The 22970-nt window shown below is 71.5% G+C and carries 23 protein-coding genes and 1 riboswitch; of the genes, 7 read left to right on the forward strand and 16 right to left on the reverse strand.

Annotation, left to right across the window (positions count from 1 at the left end):
- Positions 1 to 50 precede the first annotated feature (50 nt).
- The 3 genes from ACZ7EG_RS36200 to ACZ7EG_RS36210 form a co-directional block, all read right to left on the reverse strand.
- Positions 51 to 854, reverse strand: a complete 804-nt coding sequence (locus ACZ7EG_RS36200) for a polyprenol monophosphomannose synthase (protein ID WP_471088495.1) — start codon at positions 852 to 854, stop codon at positions 51 to 53.
- Positions 855 to 1388: 534 nt separating this feature from the next.
- On the reverse strand, positions 1389 to 2990 hold the full coding sequence (locus ACZ7EG_RS36205) for an amidohydrolase (RefSeq protein ID WP_471088497.1): 1602 nt from the start codon (positions 2988 to 2990) through the stop codon (positions 1389 to 1391).
- A 96-nt stretch (positions 2991 to 3086) separates the two neighbouring features.
- The gene (locus ACZ7EG_RS36210; protein WP_006136660.1) at positions 3087 to 3527 is read right to left on the reverse strand and encodes an Lrp/AsnC family transcriptional regulator; all 441 of its coding nucleotides are present in this window, start codon (positions 3525 to 3527) and stop codon (positions 3087 to 3089) included.
- A 269-nt stretch (positions 3528 to 3796) separates the two neighbouring features.
- Here ACZ7EG_RS36210 and ACZ7EG_RS36215 point away from each other — a divergent pair, with 269 nt between their 5' ends.
- Together ACZ7EG_RS36215 and ACZ7EG_RS36220 are read left to right on the forward strand one after the other, a co-directional pair.
- A complete protein-coding gene (locus ACZ7EG_RS36215; RefSeq protein ID WP_362240115.1) occupies positions 3797 to 4225 on the forward strand; it encodes a hypothetical protein in 429 nt (142 codons plus the stop codon).
- Between the two features lie 166 nt (positions 4226 to 4391).
- Positions 4392 to 4640 (forward strand): hypothetical protein, encoded by a 249-nt coding sequence (locus tag ACZ7EG_RS36220; RefSeq protein WP_471088499.1) that lies wholly within the window; start codon positions 4392 to 4394, stop codon positions 4638 to 4640.
- Here the strand turns inward: ACZ7EG_RS36220 and ACZ7EG_RS36225 are convergent.
- Positions 4603 to 5775, reverse strand: a complete 1173-nt coding sequence (locus ACZ7EG_RS36225; RefSeq protein WP_471088501.1) for an acyl-CoA dehydrogenase — start codon at positions 5773 to 5775, stop codon at positions 4603 to 4605. The genes ACZ7EG_RS36220 and ACZ7EG_RS36225 overlap by 38 nt on opposite strands.
- 330 nt (positions 5776 to 6105) lie before the next feature.
- Between ACZ7EG_RS36225 and ACZ7EG_RS36230 the strand changes: the two genes are divergently transcribed.
- A complete protein-coding gene (locus ACZ7EG_RS36230; RefSeq protein WP_471088503.1) occupies positions 6106 to 7368 on the forward strand; it encodes a glycoside hydrolase family 18 protein in 1263 nt (420 codons plus the stop codon).
- Positions 7369 to 7416: 48 nt separating this feature from the next.
- Here ACZ7EG_RS36230 and ACZ7EG_RS36235 read toward each other — a convergent pair whose 3' ends face one another.
- The 3 genes from ACZ7EG_RS36235 to ACZ7EG_RS36245 all read right to left on the reverse strand — a co-directional run bounded on the left by ACZ7EG_RS36235 (position 7417) and on the right by ACZ7EG_RS36245 (position 9787).
- Positions 7417 to 8094 carry a TetR/AcrR family transcriptional regulator gene (locus ACZ7EG_RS36235; RefSeq protein ID WP_471088505.1) on the reverse strand — a complete coding sequence of 226 codons (678 nt, stop codon included), beginning with the start codon at positions 8092 to 8094 and terminating at the stop codon, positions 7417 to 7419.
- Between the two features lie 75 nt (positions 8095 to 8169).
- Positions 8170 to 8310, reverse strand: coding sequence for an SCO1431 family membrane protein (locus ACZ7EG_RS36240; protein WP_351642595.1), 141 nt, complete (start codon positions 8308 to 8310; stop codon positions 8170 to 8172).
- Positions 8311 to 8401: 91 nt separating this feature from the next.
- Positions 8402 to 9787 (reverse strand): peptidase C39 family protein, encoded by a 1386-nt coding sequence (locus tag ACZ7EG_RS36245; RefSeq protein ID WP_471088507.1) that lies wholly within the window; start codon positions 9785 to 9787, stop codon positions 8402 to 8404.
- 430 nt (positions 9788 to 10217) lie between these two features.
- Here ACZ7EG_RS36245 and ACZ7EG_RS36250 point away from each other — a divergent pair, with 430 nt between their 5' ends.
- Together ACZ7EG_RS36250 and ACZ7EG_RS36255 are read left to right on the forward strand one after the other, a co-directional pair.
- Positions 10218 to 10874, forward strand: coding sequence for a uridine kinase family protein (locus ACZ7EG_RS36250; RefSeq protein WP_471088509.1), 657 nt, complete (start codon positions 10218 to 10220; stop codon positions 10872 to 10874).
- A 431-nt stretch (positions 10875 to 11305) separates the two neighbouring features.
- The gene (locus ACZ7EG_RS36255; protein ID WP_471088623.1) at positions 11306 to 13165 is read left to right on the forward strand and encodes an AAA family ATPase; all 1860 of its coding nucleotides are present in this window, start codon (positions 11306 to 11308) and stop codon (positions 13163 to 13165) included.
- A gap of 14 nt (positions 13166 to 13179) precedes the next feature.
- On the opposite strand, the gene ACZ7EG_RS36260 is transcribed toward ACZ7EG_RS36255, so the two are convergent.
- The 9 genes from ACZ7EG_RS36260 to ACZ7EG_RS36300 form a co-directional block, all read right to left on the reverse strand.
- Positions 13180 to 14265, reverse strand: a complete 1086-nt coding sequence (locus ACZ7EG_RS36260) for a hemolysin family protein (RefSeq protein ID WP_471088511.1) — start codon at positions 14263 to 14265, stop codon at positions 13180 to 13182.
- Positions 14262 to 15596, reverse strand: a complete 1335-nt coding sequence (locus tag ACZ7EG_RS36265; protein WP_189589338.1) for a hemolysin family protein — start codon at positions 15594 to 15596, stop codon at positions 14262 to 14264. Before ACZ7EG_RS36265 ends, ACZ7EG_RS36260 begins: the two co-directional genes overlap by 4 nt.
- Before the next feature lie 247 nt (positions 15597 to 15843).
- Positions 15844 to 16299 carry a PH domain-containing protein gene (locus ACZ7EG_RS36270; protein ID WP_471088513.1) on the reverse strand — a complete coding sequence of 152 codons (456 nt, stop codon included), beginning with the start codon at positions 16297 to 16299 and terminating at the stop codon, positions 15844 to 15846.
- 14 nt (positions 16300 to 16313) lie between these two features.
- A complete protein-coding gene (gene hisG / locus ACZ7EG_RS36275; RefSeq protein ID WP_471088515.1) occupies positions 16314 to 17162 on the reverse strand; it encodes an ATP phosphoribosyltransferase in 849 nt (282 codons plus the stop codon).
- Between the two features lie 47 nt (positions 17163 to 17209).
- Entirely contained in the window at positions 17210 to 17482 is a 273-nt protein-coding gene (locus ACZ7EG_RS36280) for a phosphoribosyl-ATP diphosphatase (protein ID WP_019983911.1), read from the reverse strand.
- 34 nt (positions 17483 to 17516) lie between these two features.
- Positions 17517 to 18002 carry a 6,7-dimethyl-8-ribityllumazine synthase gene (gene ribH / locus ACZ7EG_RS36285; protein WP_403583060.1) on the reverse strand — a complete coding sequence of 162 codons (486 nt, stop codon included), beginning with the start codon at positions 18000 to 18002 and terminating at the stop codon, positions 17517 to 17519.
- A 19-nt stretch (positions 18003 to 18021) separates the two neighbouring features.
- Positions 18022 to 19311, reverse strand: coding sequence for a bifunctional 3,4-dihydroxy-2-butanone-4-phosphate synthase/GTP cyclohydrolase II (locus ACZ7EG_RS36290; protein WP_471088517.1), 1290 nt, complete (start codon positions 19309 to 19311; stop codon positions 18022 to 18024).
- The gene (locus ACZ7EG_RS36295; RefSeq protein WP_471088519.1) at positions 19308 to 19949 is read right to left on the reverse strand and encodes a nicotinamide mononucleotide transporter family protein; all 642 of its coding nucleotides are present in this window, start codon (positions 19947 to 19949) and stop codon (positions 19308 to 19310) included. Before ACZ7EG_RS36295 ends, ACZ7EG_RS36290 begins: the two co-directional genes overlap by 4 nt.
- The gene (locus ACZ7EG_RS36300) at positions 19946 to 20554 is read right to left on the reverse strand and encodes a riboflavin synthase (RefSeq protein WP_471088521.1); all 609 of its coding nucleotides are present in this window, start codon (positions 20552 to 20554) and stop codon (positions 19946 to 19948) included. The genes ACZ7EG_RS36295 and ACZ7EG_RS36300 overlap by 4 nt, the downstream gene beginning before the upstream one ends.
- A 144-nt stretch (positions 20555 to 20698) precedes the next feature.
- A riboswitch (FMN riboswitch) is annotated at positions 20699 to 20829 on the reverse strand.
- 300 nt (positions 20830 to 21129) lie between these two features.
- Between ACZ7EG_RS36300 and ACZ7EG_RS36305 the strand changes: the two genes are divergently transcribed.
- The gene (locus ACZ7EG_RS36305) at positions 21130 to 22017 is read left to right on the forward strand and encodes an RNA polymerase sigma-70 factor (RefSeq protein WP_471088523.1); all 888 of its coding nucleotides are present in this window, start codon (positions 21130 to 21132) and stop codon (positions 22015 to 22017) included.
- 102 nt (positions 22018 to 22119) lie between these two features.
- Positions 22120 to 22911, forward strand: a complete 792-nt coding sequence (locus tag ACZ7EG_RS36310; protein ID WP_471088525.1) for an SDR family oxidoreductase — start codon at positions 22120 to 22122, stop codon at positions 22909 to 22911.
- Positions 22912 to 22970: the final 59 nt, after the last annotated feature.

The raw sequence follows: 22970 nt of genomic DNA on the forward strand, positions 1-22970 counted from the left end.
GGCCACCATCAGCTGTTTCTGTGAGCGGACCCTCCGCGAGCGGCGCGCCCTCACTCCTTCGCGGGCTTGCCGCCACGCCCCGTGACCTTGCCGACCCGCTCCCCCACGCCCCACGCCGTGACGCGCCACAGCGCCTCGACGAGGATGTCGCGGCTCATCTTGGAGTCGCCCAGTTCGCGCTCGACGAACGTGATGGGCACCTCGATCACGTGATAGCCGGCCTTGACCGCGCGGCGGGCGAGGTCGACCTGGAAGCAGTACCCCTGGGAGGCGACATCGTCGAGGCCGAGGCCCTCCAGGGTCTCGCGACGGAACGCACGGTAGCCGCCGGTGATGTCGCGCAACGGCAGATCGAGCGCCAGCCGTGAGTAGAGGCTGCCGCCCCGGGAGATCACCTCGCGGGACTTCGGCCAGTTCACCACGCGGCCGCCCGGCACCCATCGCGAGCCCAGCACCAGGTCGGCGCTCTTGAGGGCGGTGAGCAGGCGGGGCAGTTCCTCGGGCTGGTGGGAGCCGTCGGCGTCCATCTCGATCAGGACGCCGTAGTCGCGCTCCAGGCCCCAGCGGAAGCCCGCGAGGTAGGCGGCGCCCAGGCCCTCCTTGCCCTTGCGGTGCAGCACGTGGACGTGGTCGTCCTCGACGGTCAGCTCGTCGGCGAGCTTGCCCGTGCCGTCCGGGCTGTTGTCGTCGGCCACGAGTACGTGCGCCTCGGGGACGGCCTCGCGTACCCGGCCGACGATGCTCTTGATGTTCTCCGCCTCGTTGTAGGTCGGGATGATCACCAAGGCCGTGCCGAGCGGGCCGAACTTCCTCACCCGGGCTTCTGCCGCGAGGGTTCCGTCGCCGTCGTTCACTGCTGCCCCTTCATGTTCATACGCAGAGGTCCACCATAGTGGGCCCGGCCTGCGATGACGTGACAGGACGTTCGAATCGTGGTGTCGGATCCGGAAGACGGGGGTAGGAGCGCACCTCCGGGTGCGCGCGTGCGGCGGATGGGGGCCCGGCACCCTTCGGGCCGACCTGGGATCCGCTGGCTGCGGATCGACCGAAAGCCGTTGTCTACTGAGCGCGCGGGCCCCACCCGGGTCACACCTCCCCGACCGGCCGGAACGTTCCCTCGGCGCTGCGTCGGCCTGAGCCTGGCTCCCAGTGACGGTGCCGCGGTGCGGCACACCGTCCCTGACCCGGCGGCGCCGCGGCGAGTGCTCGGACGTTCCCCGGTCGGGCGTCCGGTGGTGGACTCGGCCGAACCTACCGGCCTCCTGCGGCCGCCTGTCAACAGCCGTTTGACCTGCGCCTCTCGCGGCAAAGCCCTGGTCAGCGCCGAGGATTCGCAGGTCGCGCGCCGGGGCTGCGGCGCGCGACTTCATGCGCGCCACCCCCGTAGATCACTCGCCCGGCCGTACGAAGACCGTGCGTCCGCCCACCACGGTGCGCAGACAGACGGGCAGGTCGTGGCCCGGGGTGAGGTCGGGAAGACCCGGCGTGCCGGAGCGGGGATCCGTCGACCAGCGGGCGACGCGGTCGTCCGGGGCCTGCACGACGAGTTCGCCGGTGCGCCAGACGGCGTAGTCGGCGGGGGCGCCCGGGACCAGAACGCCCGCGTCGTCCCGTCCCACGGCCCGCCAGCCGCCGCGCGTGTGCGCCGTGAAAGCGGCGCGCACGGAGACGCGGTGCTCCGGTGTGCGGTGGAAGGCGGCGGCCCGGACCGTGCCCCAGGGGTCGAGCGGGGTCACCGGGCTGTCGGAGCCGAAGGCGAGCGGGACACCGGCGCGCAGCAGGGCCGCGAAGGGGTTCAGGCCACGGGCCCGCTCGGCGCCCAGACGCTGCGCGTACATGCCCTCCTCGCCGCCCCACAGGGCGTCGAACGCGGGCTGCACCGATGCGGTGAGGCCGAGTTCGGCGAAGGCGGCGACACTCTCCGGAGTGAGCATCTCGGCGTGCTCGACGCGGTGCCGGGCGGCCCGGATCCGGCCGAGCCCGAGCTTCTCGGCGGCGGCGCGCACCCCTTCCACCACGGCGTCCACGGCCGCGTCGCCGATGGCGTGGAAACCGGCCTGCAGGCCCGCCTCGGTGCAGGCCACCACATGCGCCGCGACCGCGTCGGCGTCCAGGTAGGCGACGCCGGTGTGCGCGGCGTCGGCGTACGGCTGGTGCAGACAGGCCGTGTGCGAGCCGAGGGCGCCGTCGACGAACAGGTCCCCCGCGGCGCCGGCCGCGCCCAGCTCCCGTGCCTTGACGACGTCCTGTTCCGCCCAGTAGCCGACGACCCGCGGCCCGGGCTCCTTGCCCGCGAGGCGCAGCAGGCCGGTGAAGTCGTCCTCCGAGGAGATCTCCGGCCCGGCGCACTCGTGGAGCGTGCCGATCCCGAGCGAGACGGCGTGCGCGAGCGCGGCGCGCTGGGCGTCGCCGCGCTGCTGCGGCGTGACGGCGGCGAACGCGGCGGCGCGTACGGCGTGATGGGCGTCGGCGGTGAGCGGTCCGTCCGCCCGGGCGACATCGGGGACCAGGTCGAGCAGGGCGGTGGTGACGACCGCCGAGTGGACGTCGATCCGGCTGAGGTAGAGGGGCCGGTGCCCGGTGGCCTGGTCCAGCTCGGCCCGCGTCGGGGGCCGGCCTCCGGGCCAGCGGGCCGCGTCCCAGCCGTGTCCGAGCAGCACCCGGTCGTCGGGACGGGCGGCGGCGAAGTCCCGGACGAGGGCGAGGGCGGCCTCCAGCGTGGGAGCGCCGGAGAGATCGAGCCCGGTCAGGGCCAGGCCCGTGGCCGTCGTGTGCACATGCGCATCGGTGAACGCCGGTGTGACCAGCGCCCCGTCCAGGTCGACCACCTCGTCGACCCCGTCCGCGAAGGCGTCAGCGGCCCCTTCGGACCCCACCCAGGCGATCTGTCCCCGCTCCACGACCATCGCGGTGGCGAAGGGGTCGGCGGGGCTGTGGACCTCTCCACGGCGGAGAAGAACGGTCTGGGGCGGGGCGGTCGACTCACTCATGGAGCACAGTCTCACAGGGGCGAGGGCGACGCCTGAATCAGGGGCGCGGGGAACGGTGGGCACAACCGCGCACGCCCCGCACCCGGCACCGGGCGTTCAGATCCGCGGCGGTCGCGCCTCGTACGGCGTGGACAACACCACCGTCGTCCGCGTGGACACCCCGGCCAACGACCGCACCCGGGCCAGCAGCTCCTCCAGCTCGTGGGGTGTCGCCACCCGCACCTTCAGGATGTAGTTCTCGTCGCCCGCGACACTGTGGCAGGCCTCGATCTCGGGAACGCCGGCCAGCCGGTCCGCGATGTCGTCCGGCGCGCTGGGATCGAACGGTTTCACCGAGATGAACGCCGTCATCGGCAGCCCGACGGCCTCGGGGTCGACGACCGCGGCATAGCCCCGGATGACGCCCCGCTGCTCCAGCCGCCGCACCCGCTGATGCACGGCCGACGTGGACAGCCCCGTGGCCTTGCCCAGGTCGGTGTAGCTCATCCGCCCGTCCTTGACGAGCAGCTGCACGATCTGTCGGTCCAGCTCCTCCATGGCGCAAGAACCTACAGTGCCGTTGATCTCCTCGGATACCTGAGCAGCCCAGGTCATGCCCGGTTCGTGATGTGTCCGCAAAGCCGATGGTCAGCGGTCGGGGGACAAACGCACCGCAGTGGACACCTGTGCGGGGTGTGTGACGAACGCCACAGGGCTCGAACAGCCTCCGTGATGTTCTCGTGATTACCCCCCAGGGGGGACGGGAAGTGCTTGCTGTGGTCGAGGCCGCAGTGCCTGATACGGCCCAGCCCGAGGGGGAGAACCCAATGCAGAGTCTTAAGCGCCCTGGTCGCACCGCACCCAAGCGGCAGCTCGTCGTCGAGCCCGAGCCGGAGGGCGTCGAACGCGACGCCTTCGACGACGAACTCGACGCCTACGACACGTTCGAGATGTTCCGGGTCGTCTGCCCGGACTGTGCGCAGCCCATCGCCCTGCTGGCGGACGAGGAGGTTCTGCCGGAGCACGCGCTGTGCGCCTCTCCGTGGAACCCCTTCGGACTGACGGTCTGCGCCGGAACCGGCCGCAGGGCCACGGACGCCCGCCCCGCGGACGAGTCCGTGGAACCGCAGGAGCAGGACACCGCCCTGCTGTTGACGCTCCCCCAGGGCCTCGACTGGCGGACCCAGCCCTTCTCACACGTCGGCGGCCCGGGCTCGCGCCCGATCAGGGTCCCGGTCATGCGTCGCGCGGCCTGAGCGCGGTCCTTCCGCCCGCCGCTTCCGTTACGCGACCGCCCCGCACCACGGCTCCGGCAGACCGCCGTGGTGCGGGTCCGGTGCGCGCGGGAATCCGGACGCCTCTGAACGCACGCCCGATTCCGCGCCCCGGTGACCTGTCCCGGCTTTGCCGCGTTGCCCTGGCATGACCCCCATCTCCTCAGCGACCGGGCGTCAGCGCCTCCTGTACGTCCCGCCGCCCGCAGAATCGGTTCGGCCGGCCCCGTCCCGCTATCAGGACCCGCCGATCTACCGCGACTTGATGCGGACCTGGGCCGAGGGCGGCCGCACCCTGCCGGGTCGGCACGACCCGGAGTGGATGCGGCTCGCGGCCCCGTGGCGGGGCCTCGACCAGTTCAGCGTCCCTCTGGACCCACGAGATGGCGGGCGATGACCATCCGCTGGATCTGATTGGTGCCCTCCACGATCTGCAGCACCTTGGCCTCGCGCATGTAGCGCTCGGCCGGGAAGTCGGCGGTGTAGCCGTAGCCGCCGAGGATCTGCACGGCGTCGGTGGTGACCCGCATCGCCGTGTCGGTGCAGTGCAGCTTGGCCATGGCGGCCTGCCTGGCGAACGGCCGGCCGGCATCCTTCAGCCGTGCCGCCGCGAGGTAGAGCGCACGCCCCGACTCGATCTGCGTCGCCATGTCGGCGAGCATGAAGCGCAGCCCCTGGAAGTCGGCGATCGGCTTGCCGAACTGGCGCCTTTCGGTCGCATAGGCCAGAGCCTCGTCGAGAGCCGCCTGCGCCACGCCGATGGCGCAGGCCGAGATGCCGAGCCGTCCCGAGTCGAGCGAGGACAGGGCGATCGCGAAGCCCTGGCCCTCCTCGCCGATGCGCCGGTCGTCCGGGACGCGGACACCGTCGAAGTGGACCTGCGCGGTGGGCGAGCCCTTCATGCCCATCTTCTTCTCCGGCACGGCGGCACTCACGCCCTCCGCGTCACCCGGCACCAGGAAGGCCGTGATCCCGCGTGGTCCCTCCTCGCCGGTGCGGGCCATGACCGTGTAGAAGTCGGCGATCCCGCCGTGGGTGATCCAGGCCTTGGTGCCGGTGATCACCCAGTCGTCGCCGTCCCGCACGGCCTTGGTGCGCAGGGCGGCCGCGTCCGATCCGGAGTGCGGCTCGGAGAGGCAGTAGGCGCCGAGCAGGCCGCCGCCGAGCATCGCCGGCAGGTGCTCGACCTGCTGTTCCTTGGTGCCGTAGGCGGCGAGGGCGTAGGAGGCCAGGGAGTGCACGCTGACGCCGAGGCCGACGGTGAGGCGGGCGGCGGCCAGCTCCTCCAGGACCTGGAGGTACACCTCGTAGGGCTGGTCGCCACCGCCGTACTCGGAGTCGTACGGCAGGCCGAGCAGTCCGGAACGGGAGAGCAGTGTGAACAGCTCACGCGGGAAGCGGCCGGCGTCCTCCTCCTCGGCCGCCTTCGGGGTGATCTCCTGCTGCGCGATGTCACGCACGAGCGAGATCAGGTCCCGGGCCTCCTCCGTGGGCAGTTGTCGGTCCACCGGCTGCGGGGCGCGGTCGGGCATGGCGACGCTCTCCTCCCTGTCGGGCACTGGCGGACGGGCCCAAGGGTGGGGGCGGCGCCGCCGGGTCGTTCTGGTGCCTGGCCGATGCTTGCAGTCCCGGGTCTCGGACGCTGCTGACCAGCGGCTGTGCGCTGTGAGTATGCCCGATCGGAGGCATCGAGTCACCAGTTAACGACCGCTTACTTCAAGAAATGGCCGAGCGCGTCGGGGGCGGCGAAATTGGTCCGCACCATTGACCAACTGGTCTAGTCCTCCTACTGTTTCGCTCCACCGATTCACCGCGTTCATGCCAATCGGCGCGCGTTCCCTCTCCCCACGAGGAGACACCGGATGCACACCCCCCACCGATTCCGCTTCCGGGCCATCGTGTCCGCGGCCTGTTGCGCCGTCCTCGGCGCCGGTCTGCCGGCCGCGGGCACCTCCGCCACCGCGGCGACCTCGGCTCAGGAGGCCGCCGCAGACGCGAAGCCCGCTCCCGCCGCCAGGGCCGCCGGCTCCAAGGTCATCGGGTACTTCACCGAATGGGGCACCTACGACCGCAAGTACTACGTCAAGAACATCGAGACGTCCGGATCGGGCGGCAGGCTCACCCACATCAACTACGCCTTCGGCAACGTCACCGGCGGCAAGTGCGCCATGGGCGACGGCTACGCCGCCACCGACCGGGCCTACACCGTCGCCGAGTCCGTCGACGGCAAGGCCGACACCTGGGACCAGCCGCTGCGCGGCAACTTCAACCAGCTGCGCAAGCTGAAGCAGAAGCACCCGAACCTCAAGGTCCTGTGGTCCTTCGGCGGCTGGACCTGGTCGGGCGGCTTCGGCGAGGCCGCGAAGAACCCGGCCGCCTTCGCCCAGTCCTGCTACGACCTCGTCGAGAACTCCAAGTGGGCGGACGTGTTCGACGGCATCGACATCGACTGGGAGTACCCGAACACCTGCGGCGCCACCTGCGACACCAGCGGCAAGGCCGCCTTCAGGGACCTGATGCAGGCGCTGCGGGCCAAGTTCGGTCAGCGGAACCTCGTGACCGCGGCGATCACCGCCGACGCCGCCCCGGGCGGAAAGATCGACGCGGCGGACTACGCGGGCGCCGCCCAGTACGTCGACTGGTACAACCCGATGACGTACGACTTCTTCGGCGCCTGGGACGCCGCCGGGCCGACGGCCCCGCACTCGCCGCTGACCTCGTACTCCGGCATCCCCAAGGCGGACAACCACAGCTCTGCGACCATCGCCAAGCTCAAGGGCCTCGGCATCCCCGCCTCGAAGCTGCTGCTCGGCATCGGCTTCTACGGCCGCGGCTGGACCGGCGTCACCCAGGCGGCCCCCGGCGGCACCGCCACCGGCCCGGCGGCCGGCACCTACGAGCAGGGCATCGAGGACTACAAGGTGCTCAAGACCACGTGCCCGGCGACCGGAACCGTGGCCGGCACGGCGTACGCCAAGTGCGGCGGCAACTGGTGGAGTTACGACACCCCGGCGACCATCGGCACCAAGATGAACTACAAGAACCAGCAGGGCCTGGGCGGCACGTTCTTCTGGGAGCTGAGCGGCGACACGGCGAAGGGGGAGCTGATCAAGGCGATCAGGTAGGGCACGGACAAAGGGGCGGGGGGGCCGCGGCGGCCCTCCGCCCCTCGGTCACAGGCCCCGGCGCGCGGGCTGCGGGGCCGGGTGGGCGGGCTGCGGGGCCGGGTGGGCGGGGTCGAGTTCCTCGATCGCGCGCAGGGCGCCGCCGAGGGTCTTCACCAGCAGCTCGCACATGGTGCCGCGGGGCAGTTCGGGGCGGTCGATCCACTCGAGCGTGGCTCCCTCGACACTGCACACCCAGGACAGCAGTCCCATCCGTGCCAGCGGGGTGACGTCGGCGCGACCGTACGCCCCCTCGGCGATGGTGGTCACGACGGCCTCGCGCACTCCGTCACGGATGGCGTGCACCTCGGTGTCGAAGCCGACACCGCCGCTCACGATCGTGCGGTACGCGGCCTGATTGTGCTCGGCGTAGCGCAGATAGCTGTCGATGGTGCGCTGGACCCGGTCGACCGGGGGCAGTTCCGGACCGCTCGCCGCGAGAGTGAGCAGTTCGGTGACCGAGTCCTGGACGATGGCCAGGTAGTAGCCGCGCTTGGACTGGAAGTAGTAGTAGATCAGCCCCTTGGCGACGTGCGCCTGCCGGGCGATGTCGTCCATCGACAGGGCGTCGTACGAAGTGTCGGCGAACAACCTCCGCCCGATGGCGATGAGTTCGGCACGGCGCGCCATCGAGCGCTCGGTGCCGCGGGCCCTGGGGCGCGCGGCAGGCTGGGGGCTGATATTCAATTTCGACCCTGGTCTCAACGGGCGGGGTGGGACCTCCGCAGTATGGCAGGCCTCACCGCCGGACCGTGGGTCAGGTCACAGCAGCCCGAGCCGGGTCACGAGCATCGCGACGACCACGACGAGAACCCAGCCCATGAGGTGCTCGACGATCTTCGGGCCGTCGTCCCGGGGTCCGCCGGTGCGGGCGCGGTGGGCGGTGGCTGACTGTGCGGTCATGGCTTCTCGCTGGATCGGTGGTGCGGACGGAATCCCCCCGGAGTTCCGTCCACCTTGCCACCTGAGGCGGCTTTTGCGGCCGTAAGCTCGGTCACACGCGCACGCCCACGGCCGCCAGCGCCGTGCGCTGGGCCGCGTTCGGGCGGGCCGGGAAGTACAGGTAGCAGACGCCGCCGGTACCCGAGACGACCTTGCCGGAGGCGTTGTACCGCTTGGTGCGGAGCCAGATGTTCTCGAACTCGCGCCGCCGGTAGACGCGCCGCACGGCCTCGTTGGTCGCCGAGAAGGGGTCGTTGGCGATCACGTCACCGTCGGCCGTGAAGCCGACGACGGTCATCAGGTGCCCCGCGGTGCCGTATCCGGCGCCGGTCAGCTCCTCCTTCAGGAACGACTGGGACGTTATGGCCGGGACGCCCGCGGCGATCAGCGTCTCCAGTTCGGTGAGCGAGCCGAGCCGGGTGACCACGCCCTGGAGGTCCTTGAAGGTGGCCGCGTAGGCGGCGTTGAACGGCCAGTTGCCGCAGCCCGCGTACTGGTAGTCGTAGGTGAAGCGGGCCGCGTGGCACACCTGCGGGTCGTCGTACGCGGGATCGACCCAGTCCAGTTGCCCGGCGGTGAGCCGGCCGCCCCAGTACTCGATGACCATCTGGGAGGAGGTCGGGCTGCACCAGGCCTCGCCGCCGTTGTCGTACTCGGGGTACCGGCCCTTGTGGATCTCCTGGGAGTAACGCGGGACCGCCAGTTCCTTCGCCAGGCGGGGTGCGGACGCCGGGACGGTGAAGCGGTCGGGCACGTCCGAGCCCATGGCGCCGAGCCGCCACACGGTGGGGGTGGCTTTGGTGCCGGGCTTGCGGTGGAGGGTCAGTCGCAGCCGGTAGGAGGCCAGGCGCAGGCCGGTCGACGGGTCGTCGATCGCCAGCGTGTCGGTCCAGACCGTGCTCTTGGTGTCGCTCTGGCCGTCGACCGAGGTGCGGCGGATGTCCCGGTCGCCGGCCGCCCAGCGGCCCATCACGTACCAGGGCGTGCTGGAGCCGTCGGTGTAGGTGCCCTTGATCTCGGCCTGGATCCAGGTGCCGGCCGGGGTGTGCGCGTTCCAGGAGACGATCGCCTCGGTCGCGGGGACGGCGAGCCGGTGGACGGGGGACGTCCAGGTGGCGTACTCCCAGGCGGCGGTGGTGCCGGTGTGCGGGTCCGTGTAGTCGACCGTCCCGGCGGGCTTGGCGATGACCACGCCCGGGCGGGCGCCCGCTACGGCCCGGGTGCCCTTCGCCGTGCCGCCGGACCAGTCGCCGTACGAGACCCAGAACCGGTTGTCGACGGTACGGGCCGGGACCGCCCGGGCGGGGTCGGCGGGGTCGGTCGGCATGAGGGCCTCGGGGTCGGCGGCCGCCGGGCCCGCGCTCGCGGTGACGGCGGCGGCGGCGGCGACCGCGGCGGCCAGGACGGTTCGACGGGACGGCTGTTCGGCTCTGCGCATGGCGAGGCCCCCGGATGTCGGAGTCGGACAGGTGCGGAGCAGGTCCGTCGCACGGCTGGTCGTGTCCGTGCGTGCGCCACATATGAGCACAGGCGGCCGTGTCCTGCCAGCACTTCGACGCGCGCCGCGCCCACCAATATTGGCGTCGACCAGTGGCGCCCGCGGCGGACACCGGCAGCAGTGCCGTCCACGCCAGGACACCGCTCGACCGGTGGCGTCCGCGGCAGACACCGTTCACGCTGCCGCGCCCACGGAAGACACCGAAGACCGGCGGCGCCCGCGGCAGACACCATTCACTGTGCCGCGCCCACGGAAGACACCGAAGACCGGCGGCGCCCGCGGCAGACACCATTCACTGTGCCGCGCCCACGGAAGACACCGTCGGCCGGCGGCGCCCGCGGCAGACACCGTCGTTAGAGTGCTGAGCGACATGAATCCGTCCTTCCGCCCCGCACCGGGCCCCGCCGTCCGTGATCTGGCCGCCCGGATCCGCGGCCTCTCCCCCGCCTGCGGCCCCGTCCGGCTCGTGGGAGTCGACGGGCACGCCGGGTCCGGAAAGAGCACGTTCGCCGCACAGTTGGCCGCGGCGCTGGACGGTGTGCCGGTGCTGCGCCTCGACGACGTCGCCAGCCACGACGCACTGTTCGACTGGACCGGCCGCCTGATGGACCAGGTGATCGAACCGCTCACCCACGGCAGGACCGCGCACTACGCCCCCTACGACTGGCGAGCCCGCCGCTTCGGCTCCCCGCGTTCGCTCCCGCCCGCGCCGGTGATCCTCGTCGAGGGTGTCGGGGCGGGGCGCCGTGCGCTGCGCCCGCACCTGGCCCTGCTGCTGTGGATGGAGCTGCCGCGCGAGGAGGCCTGGGCGCGGGGACGGTCCCGGGACGGGGAGGAGCAGCGGGAGTTCTGGGACGGGTGGGTCCCCGCGGAACGCCGGCATTTCGCCGTCGACCCTTCGCGGCCGTTCGCCGACCTTCTGGTACGGCAGCGGGAGAAGGGATATGAGGTGCTCGCGGGACCTGCGGGGACCGTTGGACCGGACCAGCCCCTCACGCACGGTGACGGACCGCCCGCGGTGTGCTGAACCTGTGAAAGGCCTTGCAGGACAACTTGCCGGAGTGCTTCAACTCGGCTTGACCGCTGGGCCGTACAGGTCTTACGTTCTCAATGTGCGGCATCGGAGTCGCCCACAGACGCGAAGCCCCCGGTTGTTCCCCCGTGATCGGGGGCTTCGTTCTGTCTTCTTCCGGATTTCCGCCCGCCGCGTGACGCCGAGCGCTCACCCTGGGTCACCGCGCACGCGTCCGCCGCATCCGCTCCCACCTCGCCGAACGGCCCGTGCGGCACCCTACGGGCGCGCCGCCCCCGCAGGTACGATGCCCTCGTCGCGGCCTACGGACGGTTGCTTCGCGCACGGTGCAACTCCGGTCCGTGGCACAGCGGTTCAGAGCAGGGCAGTCGGCTGGGGGACGGCTCGTTGGCATACCGACGGGGGCACGGTTCGTGGGGGACGTGATGGACTTCGGCACGCAGGGCCCACAGGCCCCGGCCGACCTCGCCTGGCTGCGAGGCGTGGACGCCTACACCATGGGCGCGTATCCGCAGGCGGAGGAGGAGTTCCGGGCCGCCGTGCGGATGGACTCCGGGATGGCCGACGCCTGGCTCGGGCTGCACGCGTTGCGCGTCGACACCACGACGGCGCTGCTGCGGATGTTCCGGCACCGGGACCGTTTCGGCGAACAGCGCTCCCGCTACCACCGCACGCTCAACTCCTGGTACTGGCTGGGCTGGTGGGTGCAGCCCGTACTGGAGAGCCCCCGAGATCTGCTGCTCGCGCACGCCTCCCACTGGCTGGACGGTCGGCACGTCCCCGAGCTGGACCGAGCCCTCGCCGGACTGCCGCCCGTGGACACCGACCACCAGGTCCGCTTCCTGCACGCCTGCCGCGCCTATCTGGTCAAGGACTGGGAGCAGCTGGTCCGCCACACCGACCCCCTGCTCGGCGATGCGATGCTCGGCATCGAGGCGGGCCTGTTCGGCGGTATGGCCCGGGTGCGCCTGGAGATGTACGGCCAGGCCGAACCCCTGCTGTCCGCCGCGCTGATGCGCTGTCGCAGCGAGCAGCCCCAGCGCAAGGAGCTGCGCTATTGGCTGGCCCGGGCGCACGAGGGCACCGGCCGCAGCGCCGCCGCGCTCCCCCTGTACCGGGCCGTGCACCGGGTCGACCCGGCCTTCATGGACACCTCCGCCCGGCTCGCCGCCATCGCCGAGGGCGACGGGTACGACGAGGCCACGGACCTCGCGGCGATCACGCTCACCGGGGCGGGCCAGGACGCCGTGGACGGTCCGGACGGATTCGATCCGCTCTTCGGCCTGGAGGGGCGCGATCTGCGACTGCCCGACCTCGAGCCGCCGATCGCCCCGCTGCCGCCGGTGACCGGACCGCCGGTCCGCGAGCGGATGAGCCCCGCTCCCTCCCTGCCCGCCGGGCCCACCGACCCGGCGTTACTGGAGGAGGCGCTCGCCGAGCTCGAACGCATGGTGGGCCTGGAGCCGGTGAAGCGCCAGGTCAAGGCGCTGTCGGCGCAGTTGAACATGGCCCGGCTGCGAGCCGGGCAGGGACTCCCGGTCCAGCCGCCGAAACGCCACTTCGTCTTCTCCGGCCCCTCCGGCACCGGCAAGACGACCGTCGCCCGCATCCTGGGCCGCGTCTTCTACGCCCTCGGGCTGCTCGGCGGCGATCATCTCGTGGAGGCGCAGCGGGCCGACCTGGTCGGCGAGTATCTCGGGCAGACGGCCGTGAAGGCGAACGAACTGATCGACTCGGCCCTCGGGGGCGTTCTCTTCGTCGACGAGGCCTACGCGCTGTCCAACTCGGGTTACGGCAAGGGGGACGCGTACGGCGACGAGGCCCTGCAGGTGCTGCTGAAGCGCGCGGAGGACAACCGGGACCACCTGGTGGTGATCCTGGCCGGCTACCCGGAGGGCATGGACCGCCTGTTCGCCGCGAACCCCGGGCTGTCGTCCCGTTTCACCACCCGCGTCGACTTCCCCTCGTACCGGCCGCTCGAACTCACCGAGATCGGCAGGGTGCTGGCGGCCGAGAACGGCGACCTGTGGGACGACGAGGCCCTGGACGAGCTGCGGTCCATCGCCGGGCACGTGGTGGACCAGGGGTGGATCGACGAGCTGGGCAACGGGCGGTTCCTGCGGACGCTGTACGAGAAGAGCTGTGCGTACCGGGATCTGCGGCTGTCCGTGTATCCCGGGGTGCTGGGCCGGGAGGATCTGGCGACACTGCGGTTGCCGGATCTGATGCAGGCGTACGGAGAGGTGCTGTCCGGGCGGGCGCCGCAGGACCCGCCCGGACTGTGAGGACCGGCCGGCCGCTACGTGGCCAGTACCTCCTCCGACGCCCCGCTGCTCCTGGGTTCGGTCAGCCTCACCTCGCGCACCTGACGATGCGCGGGGTCCCGTACCTCACCCACCAGCAGCTCGAGCACGTCCTCCAGCGCGACCAGCCCGAGCACCTTCCCGGACGCGTCGGCCACCTGGGCCAGGTGGGTCGCCGCGCGCCGCATCACCGTCAGCGCGTCGTCGAGGGGCAGCTCGGGCCGCAGGGTCGTCATGGGGCGCCACAGGTGCTGCGGCACGGCCCGGTCGGAGTCCTCCAGGTCGAGGACGTCCTTGACGTGCAGGTACCCCATGAACGCGCCGGTGTCCGCGGCGACCGGGAACCGGGAGTAGCCGGTGCGGGCGGTGAGCTCGACGATCCGCCCGGGCGTGACCGCCGGGCGGACCGTCACCAGCGACTCCCGCTTGAGCAGGACGTCCGTCACCGGGCGGGAGCCCAGCTCCAGGGCGTCCTCCAGCCTCTCGGCCTCCTCGGGGTCGAGCAGGCCCGCCTGGCCGGCGTCCTCCACCAGCCGGTTGAGCTGCTCGCTGGTGAAGACGGCCTCGACCTCGTCCTTCGGCTCGACGTTGAAGAGCCGCAGGATGCCCTGCGAGACGGCGCCCAGCGCGGCGGTGATCGGCTTGCAGAAGCGCGCGAACCAGACCAGGCCGGGGCTGAGCCACAGCGCGACCTTCTCGGGGGCCGCCATCGCCAGGTTCTTCGGGAGCATCTCGCCGATGACGAGGTGGAAGAAGACCACCGCGGCGAGGGCGATGACGTAGGTCAGCGGATGGATCATGCCGTGCGGCAGGTGGATCCACTCGAAGACCGGCTCCAGCAGGTGCGCGACCGTCGGTTCGGCGACCGCGCCGAGGGTGAGGGAGCAGATCGTGATGCCGAACTGGGCCGCCGCCATCATCTGCGGCAGCCGCTCAAGACCGTAGAGGACCTGCCGGGCACGGGCGGTGCCGAGCGGCTCGATCTGGCTGCGGCGGACGGAGACCAGCGCGAACTCGGCGCCGACGAAGAAGCCGTTGGCGAGCACGAGCAGCGCGGCGAAGAGGAGTTGGAGCACGCTCATCGGACGGCCTCCGCCATGGAGACCACCGGTGCGGTCCGTACGAGGCGGACCCGCTCCGCGCGGTAGTGGCCGACCTGGCGCACCGAGAGCCGCCAGCCGGGCAGCTCCGCCTTGTCGCCGACGGCCGGGATACGGCCCAGCAGGTCGGCGATCAGGCCCGCGACCGTCTCGTACGGGCCCTCGGGCACGTCGAGGCCTATGCGCAGCAGGATGTCGACCCGGCAGCTGCCGTCGACGTCCCAGGCGGGCCTGCCGTCCTCCGGCGGCGCGGCGGCCAGCTCGGGCAGGTCGTGTCCGTCGTGCTCGTCGCGGACCTCGCCGACGATCTCCTCGACGATGTCCTCCAGCGTGACGACACCGGCGGTGCCGCCGTACTCGTCGACGACGACCGCGATGGGCTGCTCACTGCGCAGGCGGGTGAGGAGCGGCCGCACGGGCAGCGTCTCGGGGACGAGCAGCGCCGGACGGGCGATGTGTCCGACGGGGGTGCGCAGCCGGTCCTGGACGGGCACGGCCAGGGCGTCCTTGAGGTGGGCCATGCCGACGACCTCGTCGATCTTCTCCCGGTAGACCGGGAAGCGGGACAGGCCCGTGGCCCGGGTCAGGTTGACGACGTCCTCCGCGGTGGCCGAGGACTGCAGGGCACTGACCTTCACGCGCGGCGTCATCACGTGCTGCGCGGTCAGCTCTCCCAGGGACAGGGTCCGGACGAACAGGTCGGCGGTGTCCTGCTCCAGGGCGCCGGCCAGGGCCGAGTGGCGGGCCAGGGAGACCAGTTCGCCGGGGGTGCGGGCGGAGGCCAGCTCCTCGGCCGGTTCGATGCCCAGGGCGCGCACGAGCCGGTTCGCGACGGCGTTGAGGCCGGCGATCACCGGGCGGAACAACCGGGCGAAGACGTGCTGCGGGCCCGCGACGAAGCGCGCGACCTGCAACGGCCGGGACACCGCCCAGTTCTTGGGCAGGAGCTCGCCGATCACCATCTGCACGGCGGAGGCCAGCAGCATGCCGACCACGACCGTGACACCGGAGACGGCTCCCTCGGGGATACCGATCGAGGTGAACGGGCCGTGCAGCAGCTCGGCCAGCGCCGGTTCGGCGAGCATGCCGACGACGAGCGAGGTGATGGTGATGCCGAGCTGGGTGCCGGAGAGCTGGAAGGACAGTTCCTTGAGCGATTCCACGACACGGTGGGCGCGCCGGTCGCCCTCGGCGGCGGCCTTCTCGGCCTCGGGCCGCTCGACCGTCACGAGTCCGAATTCGGCCGCCACGAAGAATCCGTTGGCGAGAATCAGCAGGAACGCGGCTGCCAGGAGCAGCAGGGGGGTGGTCATGATGCCGCCGCCTCCACACGGTCACGTACCCCGAGAACGGGATACGCGCTATGTCGGCAGGGGGCGGCGCAGGTACTGCAGGACGATCCGTCCATCGCCGGAGAGGGTCACTCCTCGGTTAGCAGGAGCCCCTGGCGCACCGGGCGGGGCGGCAGGGGCGGAGGCGCGTCCGTTCGCGCCTCCGGAAACAGATTAATCAAGACATGGCCCGATGCGGCAGGGTGACCGCCCTGAGGATCTCCCCGGGTCAGTCCTGACGCCGCTCGGGGTCCGCCGCGGAACGGGCCTCGACAAGCGCCCGCAGCGCCCGGGCGTCGGCGATCGCACGCTGCTTGGCCAGGCCCGGCTGGATGCCCAGAGCAGGCAGGCTGGTGCCGTCGCTGAGGTTGAGGAACACCCAGGGGTCGCCGGGCCGGAGGGTCACCTGGAGGATCTCCGCCCACTCCAGCCGGCGCTTGTTCGTGAGATTGACGACAGTGACGCCGTTCTCGTCGACGACCACCTTGGGACGTGCCAGGAGGAGCAGCACGGCGTCCAGCAGGAGCGCCGTGAAGACGAAGCTGACGCGCTCGGCGGGGCTGAGCTGCTTCAGCAGCATCGCGACCGCCGTGATCACCACGAAGATGGCGACGGCCGCGGTGAGCAGCACCACGCGGGTGCTGCCCGGCCGGAACGTGACGGGCAGGGTGGGCAGATCGGACATCGCGCGTACGCCCCTCAGAGACGGCAGGCGTGGATGGCCGTGGTCAGGATGGCCCGGGCGCCGATGTCGTACAGGTCGTCCATGATCCGCTGGGCTTCCTTGGCCGGAACCATGGCGCGGACCGCGACCCAGCCCTCGTTGTGCAGCGGGGAGACGGTCGGGGACTCCAGGCCGGGCGTGAGGGCGACGGCCTTCTCCAGCTGCTCGACACGGCAGTCGTAGTCCATCATCACGTACGTCCGCGCGACCAGGACGCCCTGGAGACGGCGCAGGAACTGCTGCACCTTGGGGTCGTCGGCCTCCGCGCCGGTGCGTCGGATCACCACGGCCTCGGACTGCATGATCGGCTCGCCGGCGACCTCCAGGCCCGCGTTGCGCAGCGAGGTGCCGGTCTCGACGACGTCGGCGATGACCTGGGCGACGCCGAGCTGGATGGCGGTCTCGACGGCGCCGTCGAGGTGGACGACGGAGGCGTCGATGCCGTGCTCGGCGAGGTGCGCCGCGACGATGCCCTCGTAGGAGGTCGCGATCGTCTTGCCGGTCAGGTCCGCCAGGCCGCTGATCGTGCCGGGCTTGGTGGCGTAGCGGAAGGTGGAGCGGGCGAAGCCGAGGGCGAGGATCTCCTCGGCTTCGGCGCCGGAGTCGATGAGCAGGTCCCGGCCGGTGAGGCCGATGTCGAGCTGCCCGGAGGCGACGTAGATCGCGATGTCGCGGGGGCGGAGGTAGAAGAACTCGACCTCGTTCACCGGGTCGACGATCCGCAGTTCCTTGGACTCGCGGCGCTGCTGGTAGCCGGCCTCATGCAGCATCTCCGCCGCAGGGCCGGACAGGGAACCCTTGTTGGGGACGGCGATGCGCAGCATGAGGTCGGCTTCCTTTGCGTGGTGTCTGACGGGAAAGGGGATGCGGCTCAGAGGTGGGCGTAGACGTCGTCGAGGGAGATGCCGCGGGCGACCATCATCACCTGGACGTGGTACAGCAGCTGCGAGATCTCCTCGGCGGCGGCTTCCTTGCCCTCGTACTCGGCGGCCATCCACACCTCGGCGGCCTCTTCGACGACCTTCTTGCCGATGGCGTGGACGCCCTTGCCGACCAGCTCTGCGGTGCGGGAAGTGGCGGGGTCGCCCTGGGCGGCCTTGTGCTGGAGCTCGGTGAAGAGCTCCTCGAACGTCTTCTTGGACATGGTGACGCTCAGCCTATGCCACGTGTGCCTTTCGTCAGTGCCAGGGTTCGGATACTGAGCGGAGGGTGGCCGCGGTCGCCACCGCAGCGGTCACCGCCTCGTGCCCCTTGTCCTCGTGGGAGCCCTCGATTCCGGCGCGGTCCAGGGCCTGTTCCTCGGTGTCACAGGTCAGCACGCCGAAGCCGACGGGGACGCCGGTGTCGACGGAGACCTGGGTGAGGCCCTGGGTCACGCCCTGGCACACGTACTCGAAGTGGGGGGTTCCGCCGCGGATGACGACGCCGAGGGCGACGATCGCGTCGTAGCCGCGGCCCGCGAGGACCTTGGCGACGACCGGGAGCTCCCAGCTGCCGGGGACCCTGAGCAGGGTCGGCTCGTCGATGCCCAGGTCGTGCAGGGCGCGCAGGGCGCCGTCGACCAGGCCGTTCATCACCTTCTCGTGCCACTGTGCCGCGATGACGGCGACCCGGAGGTCACCCACATTGCGTACGGACAGTTCCGGTGCACCCTTGCCGCTCACGTCTCTCCTCTGTGCTCTCTTACTGGTTGCCGCAGGCCGGCACGGTGGTCGTGTCCAGCCAGGGCAGGTCGTGGCCCATCCGGTCCCGCTTGGTGCGCAGGTAGCGGAGGTTGTGCTCGCCGGCGTGCACGGGCATCGGCACGCGGGCCCTGACCGCGATGCCGTGGCGGACGAGCGCGTCGGTCTTGTCGGGGTTGTTGGTCAGCAGCCGGACGCCGCGCACACCGAGGTCGGCGAGGATCTGCGCGCCGGCCGCGTAGTCGCGGGCGTCGGCGGGCAGGCCGAGTTCGAGGTTGGCGTCGAGGGTGTCGCGGCCGCGCTCCTGGAGTTCGTAGGCGCGCAGCTTGGACATCAGGCCGATGCCGCGGCCCTCGTGTCCGCGCAGGTAGACCACGACGCCCCGGCCCTCCTCCTGGATGCGGGCGAGGGAGGCGTCGAGCTGGGGGCCGCAGTCGCAGCGGGCCGAGCCGAAGACGTCACCGGTGAGGCATTCGGAGTGGACGCGCACGAGGACGTCCTGGCCGTCGCCGATCTCGCCGTGCACCAGGGCGACGTGCTCGACGCCGTCGACGGTGGAGCGGTAGCCGTGGGCCGTGAAGGTGCCGTGGGCGGTGGGCAGTTGGGTCCTGGCCTCGCGGCGGACGGTGGGTTCGCTGCTGCGGCGGTAGGCGATCAGGTCCTCGATGGAGATGATCGTCAGGCCGTGCTTGCGGGCGAAGGGGATCAGCTCGGGCAGGCGCAGCATGGTGCCGTCCTCGCCGGCGATCTCGACGATCGCTCCGGCCGGGCGCAGGCCCGCGAGTCGGGCGAGGTCCACTGCGGCCTCGGTGTGGCCGTTGCGGGTGAGGACGCCGCCGGGCCGGGCGCGCAGCGGGAAGATGTGGCCGGGGCGGACGAAGTCGTCGGGCTCGGAGACGCCGTCGGCGAGCAGCCGGAGGGTGGTGGCGCGGTCGGAGGCGGAGATGCCGGTGCTGACGCCGTGCGCGGCGGAGGCGTCGACGGAGACCGTGAAGGCGGTCTTCATCGACTCGGTGTTGTCGTCGACCATCTGCGGGAGCTTCAGCCGGTCCAGTTCGTCGCCCTCCATGGGGGCGCAGATCAGGCCGCGGCACTCGCTCATCATGAAGGCGACGATCTCGGGGGTGGCCTTCTCCGCGGCGATGACGAGGTCGCCCTCGTTCTCCCGGTCCTCGTCGTCGACGACCACGACGGGGCGGCCGGCCGCGATGTCGGCGATGGCCTGCTGCACGGGGTCGAGCGCGAAGTTCTCGATGTCGTCGGTGCTGTACAGGGTGGTTGCGGCGCTCATGCCGGCGCTCCTTCCAGGGTGGGCCGCGCGGCCTGACGCGAGCGCAGCCACCAGTCGCGCAGGCCCCACAGGACGAGCGCTCCGTAGATGACGTAGACGAAGCCGGAGAAGGCGTAGCCGTTGGCGAAGTTCAGGGGGACGCCGACGACGTCGACGAGGAGCCAGGCGAACCAGAACTCGACCATGCCGCGGGCCTGGGCGTACATCGCGACGACGGTGCCGACGAAGATGTAGGCGTCGGGCCAGGGGTCCCAGGACAGGGTCGGGTACGCCTTGAACAGCAGCGCCACTGCGACCGTGCCGGCGGCGGCCGCCGCCGTCATCGCGGCGCGCTCGCGCCAGGTGGCGAACCGCACGGCGATGTGGCCGTCCTCTCCCCGGCCCTTGCCGCGCTGCCACTGCCACCAGCCGTACAGGGCGACGATCATGACGACCGCCTGCTTGCCCGCGCTGCCGGTGAGGTGGCCGTAGAAGGCGCCGAAGAGGATGAGGCCGGCCAGGAACTGCACCGGCCAGGTCCAGATGGAGCGCCGCCAGCCGAGGGCGAGGGCGGCCAGGCCGAAGAGGTTGCCGACCATGTCGGACCAGAGGATGTGCTGGCCGAAGAGGGCGAACGCCTCGGAGTTCAGCGTGTTCACCGGCCGGCCCCCTGCGCACGGTCGCCCAGCATCCGCTCGACGTACTTGGCGATGACGTCCACTTCGAGGTTGACCGGGTCGCCGGGCTGCTTGTGGCCGAGCGTGGTCAGGTCGAGGGTGGTGGGGATGAGGCTCACGGTGAAGTGGTCGGGGCCGGCGTCGACGACGGTGAGGCTGATGCCGTCGACGGTGATGGAGCCCTTCTCGACCACGTAGCGGGTGAGGTCCGCGGGGAGGGAGATCTTCACGATCTCCCAGTGCTCGGAGGGCTTGCGCTCCAGGATCTCGCCGGTGCCGTCCACGTGGCCCTGCACGATGTGCCCGCCGAGGCGTTCGCCGACGGCCATGGGGCGTTCGAGGTTGACGCGGGATCCGGCCCTCAGGGCACCGAGGCTGGAGCGGTTCAGGGTCTCGGCCATGACGTCGGCCGTGAACTCGTCGCCCTCGTGGTCGACGACCGTGAGGCACACGCCGTTCACGGCGATCGAGTCGCCGTGCTTGGCGCCTTGGGTGACAACTGGGCCGCGCACGCGGAAGCGACAGGCGTCGTCGAGGGTCTCGACGGCGGTGACCTCGCCCAGCTCTTCGACGATTCCGGTGAACACTTCCCGGGTCCTCCTGCCTCTTCGGGCACGGACTCCGGGGCTGTCGATGACGACAGAAGATACGAGCAGGGACACCGGGGACGACGCCGGACAAAGTCCGTCACGAGGACGGACTTCTCGGCGGCGCGCACGAATGCCCGCTCGCCGCGCACTGCCTCCCATCCGGACTTTAACCGTCGGTCCAGGAATTTCACCTGGTCAACCGGTCGCTGGAGGCGACCGGGTCGCGGACTGTAACCGCCGGTTCGGACTTTCACCGACCCCGGAGTGCGCTGCTACTGGTACACGGCCAGTGTGCCACGCCTGATCGACATGCAAAGGGGCGAGGTGTGTGGGCTGCCTCACAGACCGTGTCGCACCCCTTCCCGAGCGCGACCGGCCCTCAATACGCATTCCGGACCGACCCCTTGAGGCCGCCATTGGTACACACCTATTGACGATGTGGTCTAGTCCTTTCTAGGGTCGGCCTCAGGGTCGACCGACCCCCACCGACCGGCCCGGCGGCGGTGACGACGGCCCTTGCCCGCCGTCGGGCCTTCCCACACCGCACACGGCGTTCTGGCAGGGTGCGTCGTATGACCACGACGACCGCCGACGAGTTCGAGATCCACCGGCGCCGGATGTTCTCGCTCGCCTACCGGCTGCTGGGCTCCGCCGCGGAGGCCGAGGACGCGGTCCAGGACGCGTACCTGCGCTTCAGCGGCGCCGACCGGGCCGGGATCGAGCAGCCGGCGGCCTGGCTCGCCAAGGTCGTCACGAACCTCTGCCTGAACCGGTTGACCTCCGCGCGGGCCCGCCGCGAGCAGTACGTCGGGACCTGGCTGCCCGAGCCGGTGGTCACCGGGGACGGCACGCTCGGGCCGCTGGAGTCGGCCGAGCAGCGGGATGCCGTGTCGATGGCGATGCTGGTGCTGCTGGAGCGGCTGACGCCGACCGAGCGGGCGGTGTACGTGCTGCGGGAGGCGTTCGGGTACGGGCACCGGGAAATCGCCGGGGTGCTGGATCTGAGCGAGGCGAACTGCCGTCAGCTGTACCGGAGGGCCGCGCAGCGGGTGGGTGAGCCGCAGGCCCGGTTCGAGCCCTCGTCCGAGCAGCAGGAGGAGCTGGTCGCCTCGTTCATCACCGCGGCCCGCGAGGGTGATCTGGCCGGGCTGGAGAAGCTGCTCGCGGCCGAGGCGACCTGGTGGAGCGACGGCGGCGGAAAGGTCACCGCGGCGCGTTGGCCGATCGAGGGCGGTCAGAGGATCGCCCACTTCCTGGCGGGCGGGGGCCCGAAGTTCGCGGCGGGCCTGGACTTCACGCCGGTGGAGGTCAACGGAGCCACCGGGCTGGCCTCGTGGGCCGGCGACACCTTGGTGGGGCTGGCGGCGATCGAGGTGCGCGACGGGCTGGTCACGGGGGTGCGGGCCGTCGTCAACCCGGAGAAGCTGGCGTTCGCGCGGCGTCAGCTCATCCGGGCGTAGGACCGCCGGGAGCGTCTGTCACATTCCGCGGGGGGTGTTCGGTCCTAGTGGGCGTGGGGCGCTCCGTCCGGGAGCGCCGGGCGTCCGAAGGGACTGAACAGCATGACCACGATCCTGGTGACCGGCGGTACCGGAACGCTCGGCCGGCTCGTCGTCGAGCGGCTGCGCGCGGACGGGCACGAGGTGCGGGTACTCAGCCGGCACAGCGAGCCGTACGCGGTCGATCTGCGCAAGGGCGGTGCCGGGCTGGACGCGGCGGTCGCCGGTGTGGACACGATCGTGCACTGCGCGTCGTCGCAGAAGGGCGACGAGGAGGCGGCGGCGAACCTGATCAGGGCGGCACGCGGGGCGCGTGTGCGCCACTTCGTGTACATCTCCATCGTCGGCGTCGACCGGGTGCCGTTCCGCTACTACAAGAGCAAGCTCGCGGTGGAGAGGCTCGTCGAGGAGTCGGGGCTCGGCTGGACCGTGCTGCGGGCGACCCAGTTCCACGACCTGCCGGTCATGCTGCTCCAGGGGCTGTCGAAGCTGCCGGTGCTGTTCCTGCCGGCCGGACTCCGGGACCAGCCGGTCGAGGTCGCCGAGGTCGCGGACCGGCTGGCCCGACTGGCGGCGGGTGCGCCGGCGGGGCGGGTCGAGGACATGGGCGGGCCCGAGGTGCGGACGTTCGAGTCGCTGGCCCGCGCGTATCTGAAGGCGTCCGGGCGACGGCGAGCGGTGGTGAACGTGCCGCTGTGGGGGGCGGCGTACCGGGGCTTCCGCAGTGGGGGGCACCTGACGCCGGACCGGGCCGTGGGGACCAGGTCGTTCGAGGAGTACCTGGCGAGGCGGTTCGGGAGCGGCCGGGTGCGGGCGGGGAGCCAGCGGGACGAAGAGGGCCGGTCCGGGGCCTAGGCACCAGGGGGCAGGGCGACGGGCGGCAGCCAAGGGCGTCGCCCTGGCGAGGCGGTTCG

Source organism: Streptomyces sp. NPDC037100 (assembly GCF_055606225.1).

Coding starts and splice junctions, on each gene's coding strand:
- ACZ7EG_RS36215 (WP_362240115.1), top strand. CDS start 3,797: ATGCAGAGTCTTAAGCGCCCTGGTCGCACCGCACCCAAGCGGCAGCTC.
- ACZ7EG_RS36280 (WP_019983911.1), bottom strand. CDS start 17,482: ATGTCCAAGAAGACGTTCGAGGAGCTCTTCACCGAGCTCCAGCACAAG.
- ACZ7EG_RS36290 (WP_471088517.1), bottom strand. CDS start 19,311: ATGAGCGCCGCAACCACCCTGTACAGCACCGACGACATCGAGAACTTC.
- ACZ7EG_RS36210 (WP_006136660.1), bottom strand. CDS start 3,527: ATGGAGGAGCTGGACCGACAGATCGTGCAGCTGCTCGTCAAGGACGGG.
- ACZ7EG_RS36305 (WP_471088523.1), top strand. CDS start 21,130: ATGACCACGACGACCGCCGACGAGTTCGAGATCCACCGGCGCCGGATG.
- hisG (WP_471088515.1), bottom strand. CDS start 17,162: ATGCTGCGCATCGCCGTCCCCAACAAGGGTTCCCTGTCCGGCCCTGCG.
- ACZ7EG_RS36255 (WP_471088623.1), top strand. CDS start 11,306: ATGGACTTCGGCACGCAGGGCCCACAGGCCCCGGCCGACCTCGCCTGG.
- ACZ7EG_RS36260 (WP_471088511.1), bottom strand. CDS start 14,265: ATGAGCGTGCTCCAACTCCTCTTCGCCGCGCTGCTCGTGCTCGCCAAC.
- ACZ7EG_RS36245 (WP_471088507.1), bottom strand. CDS start 9,787: ATGCGCAGAGCCGAACAGCCGTCCCGTCGAACCGTCCTGGCCGCCGCG.
- ACZ7EG_RS36220 (WP_471088499.1), top strand. CDS start 4,392: ATGACCCCCATCTCCTCAGCGACCGGGCGTCAGCGCCTCCTGTACGTC.
- ACZ7EG_RS36250 (WP_471088509.1), top strand. CDS start 10,218: ATGAATCCGTCCTTCCGCCCCGCACCGGGCCCCGCCGTCCGTGATCTG.
- ACZ7EG_RS36230 (WP_471088503.1), top strand. CDS start 6,106: ATGCACACCCCCCACCGATTCCGCTTCCGGGCCATCGTGTCCGCGGCC.
- ACZ7EG_RS36270 (WP_471088513.1), bottom strand. CDS start 16,299: ATGTCCGATCTGCCCACCCTGCCCGTCACGTTCCGGCCGGGCAGCACC.
- ACZ7EG_RS36240 (WP_351642595.1), bottom strand. CDS start 8,310: ATGACCGCACAGTCAGCCACCGCCCACCGCGCCCGCACCGGCGGACCC.
- ACZ7EG_RS36225 (WP_471088501.1), bottom strand. CDS start 5,775: ATGCCCGACCGCGCCCCGCAGCCGGTGGACCGACAACTGCCCACGGAG.
- ACZ7EG_RS36265 (WP_189589338.1), bottom strand. CDS start 15,596: ATGACCACCCCCCTGCTGCTCCTGGCAGCCGCGTTCCTGCTGATTCTC.
- ACZ7EG_RS36205 (WP_471088497.1), bottom strand. CDS start 2,990: ATGAGTGAGTCGACCGCCCCGCCCCAGACCGTTCTTCTCCGCCGTGGA.
- ACZ7EG_RS36310 (WP_471088525.1), top strand. CDS start 22,120: ATGACCACGATCCTGGTGACCGGCGGTACCGGAACGCTCGGCCGGCTC.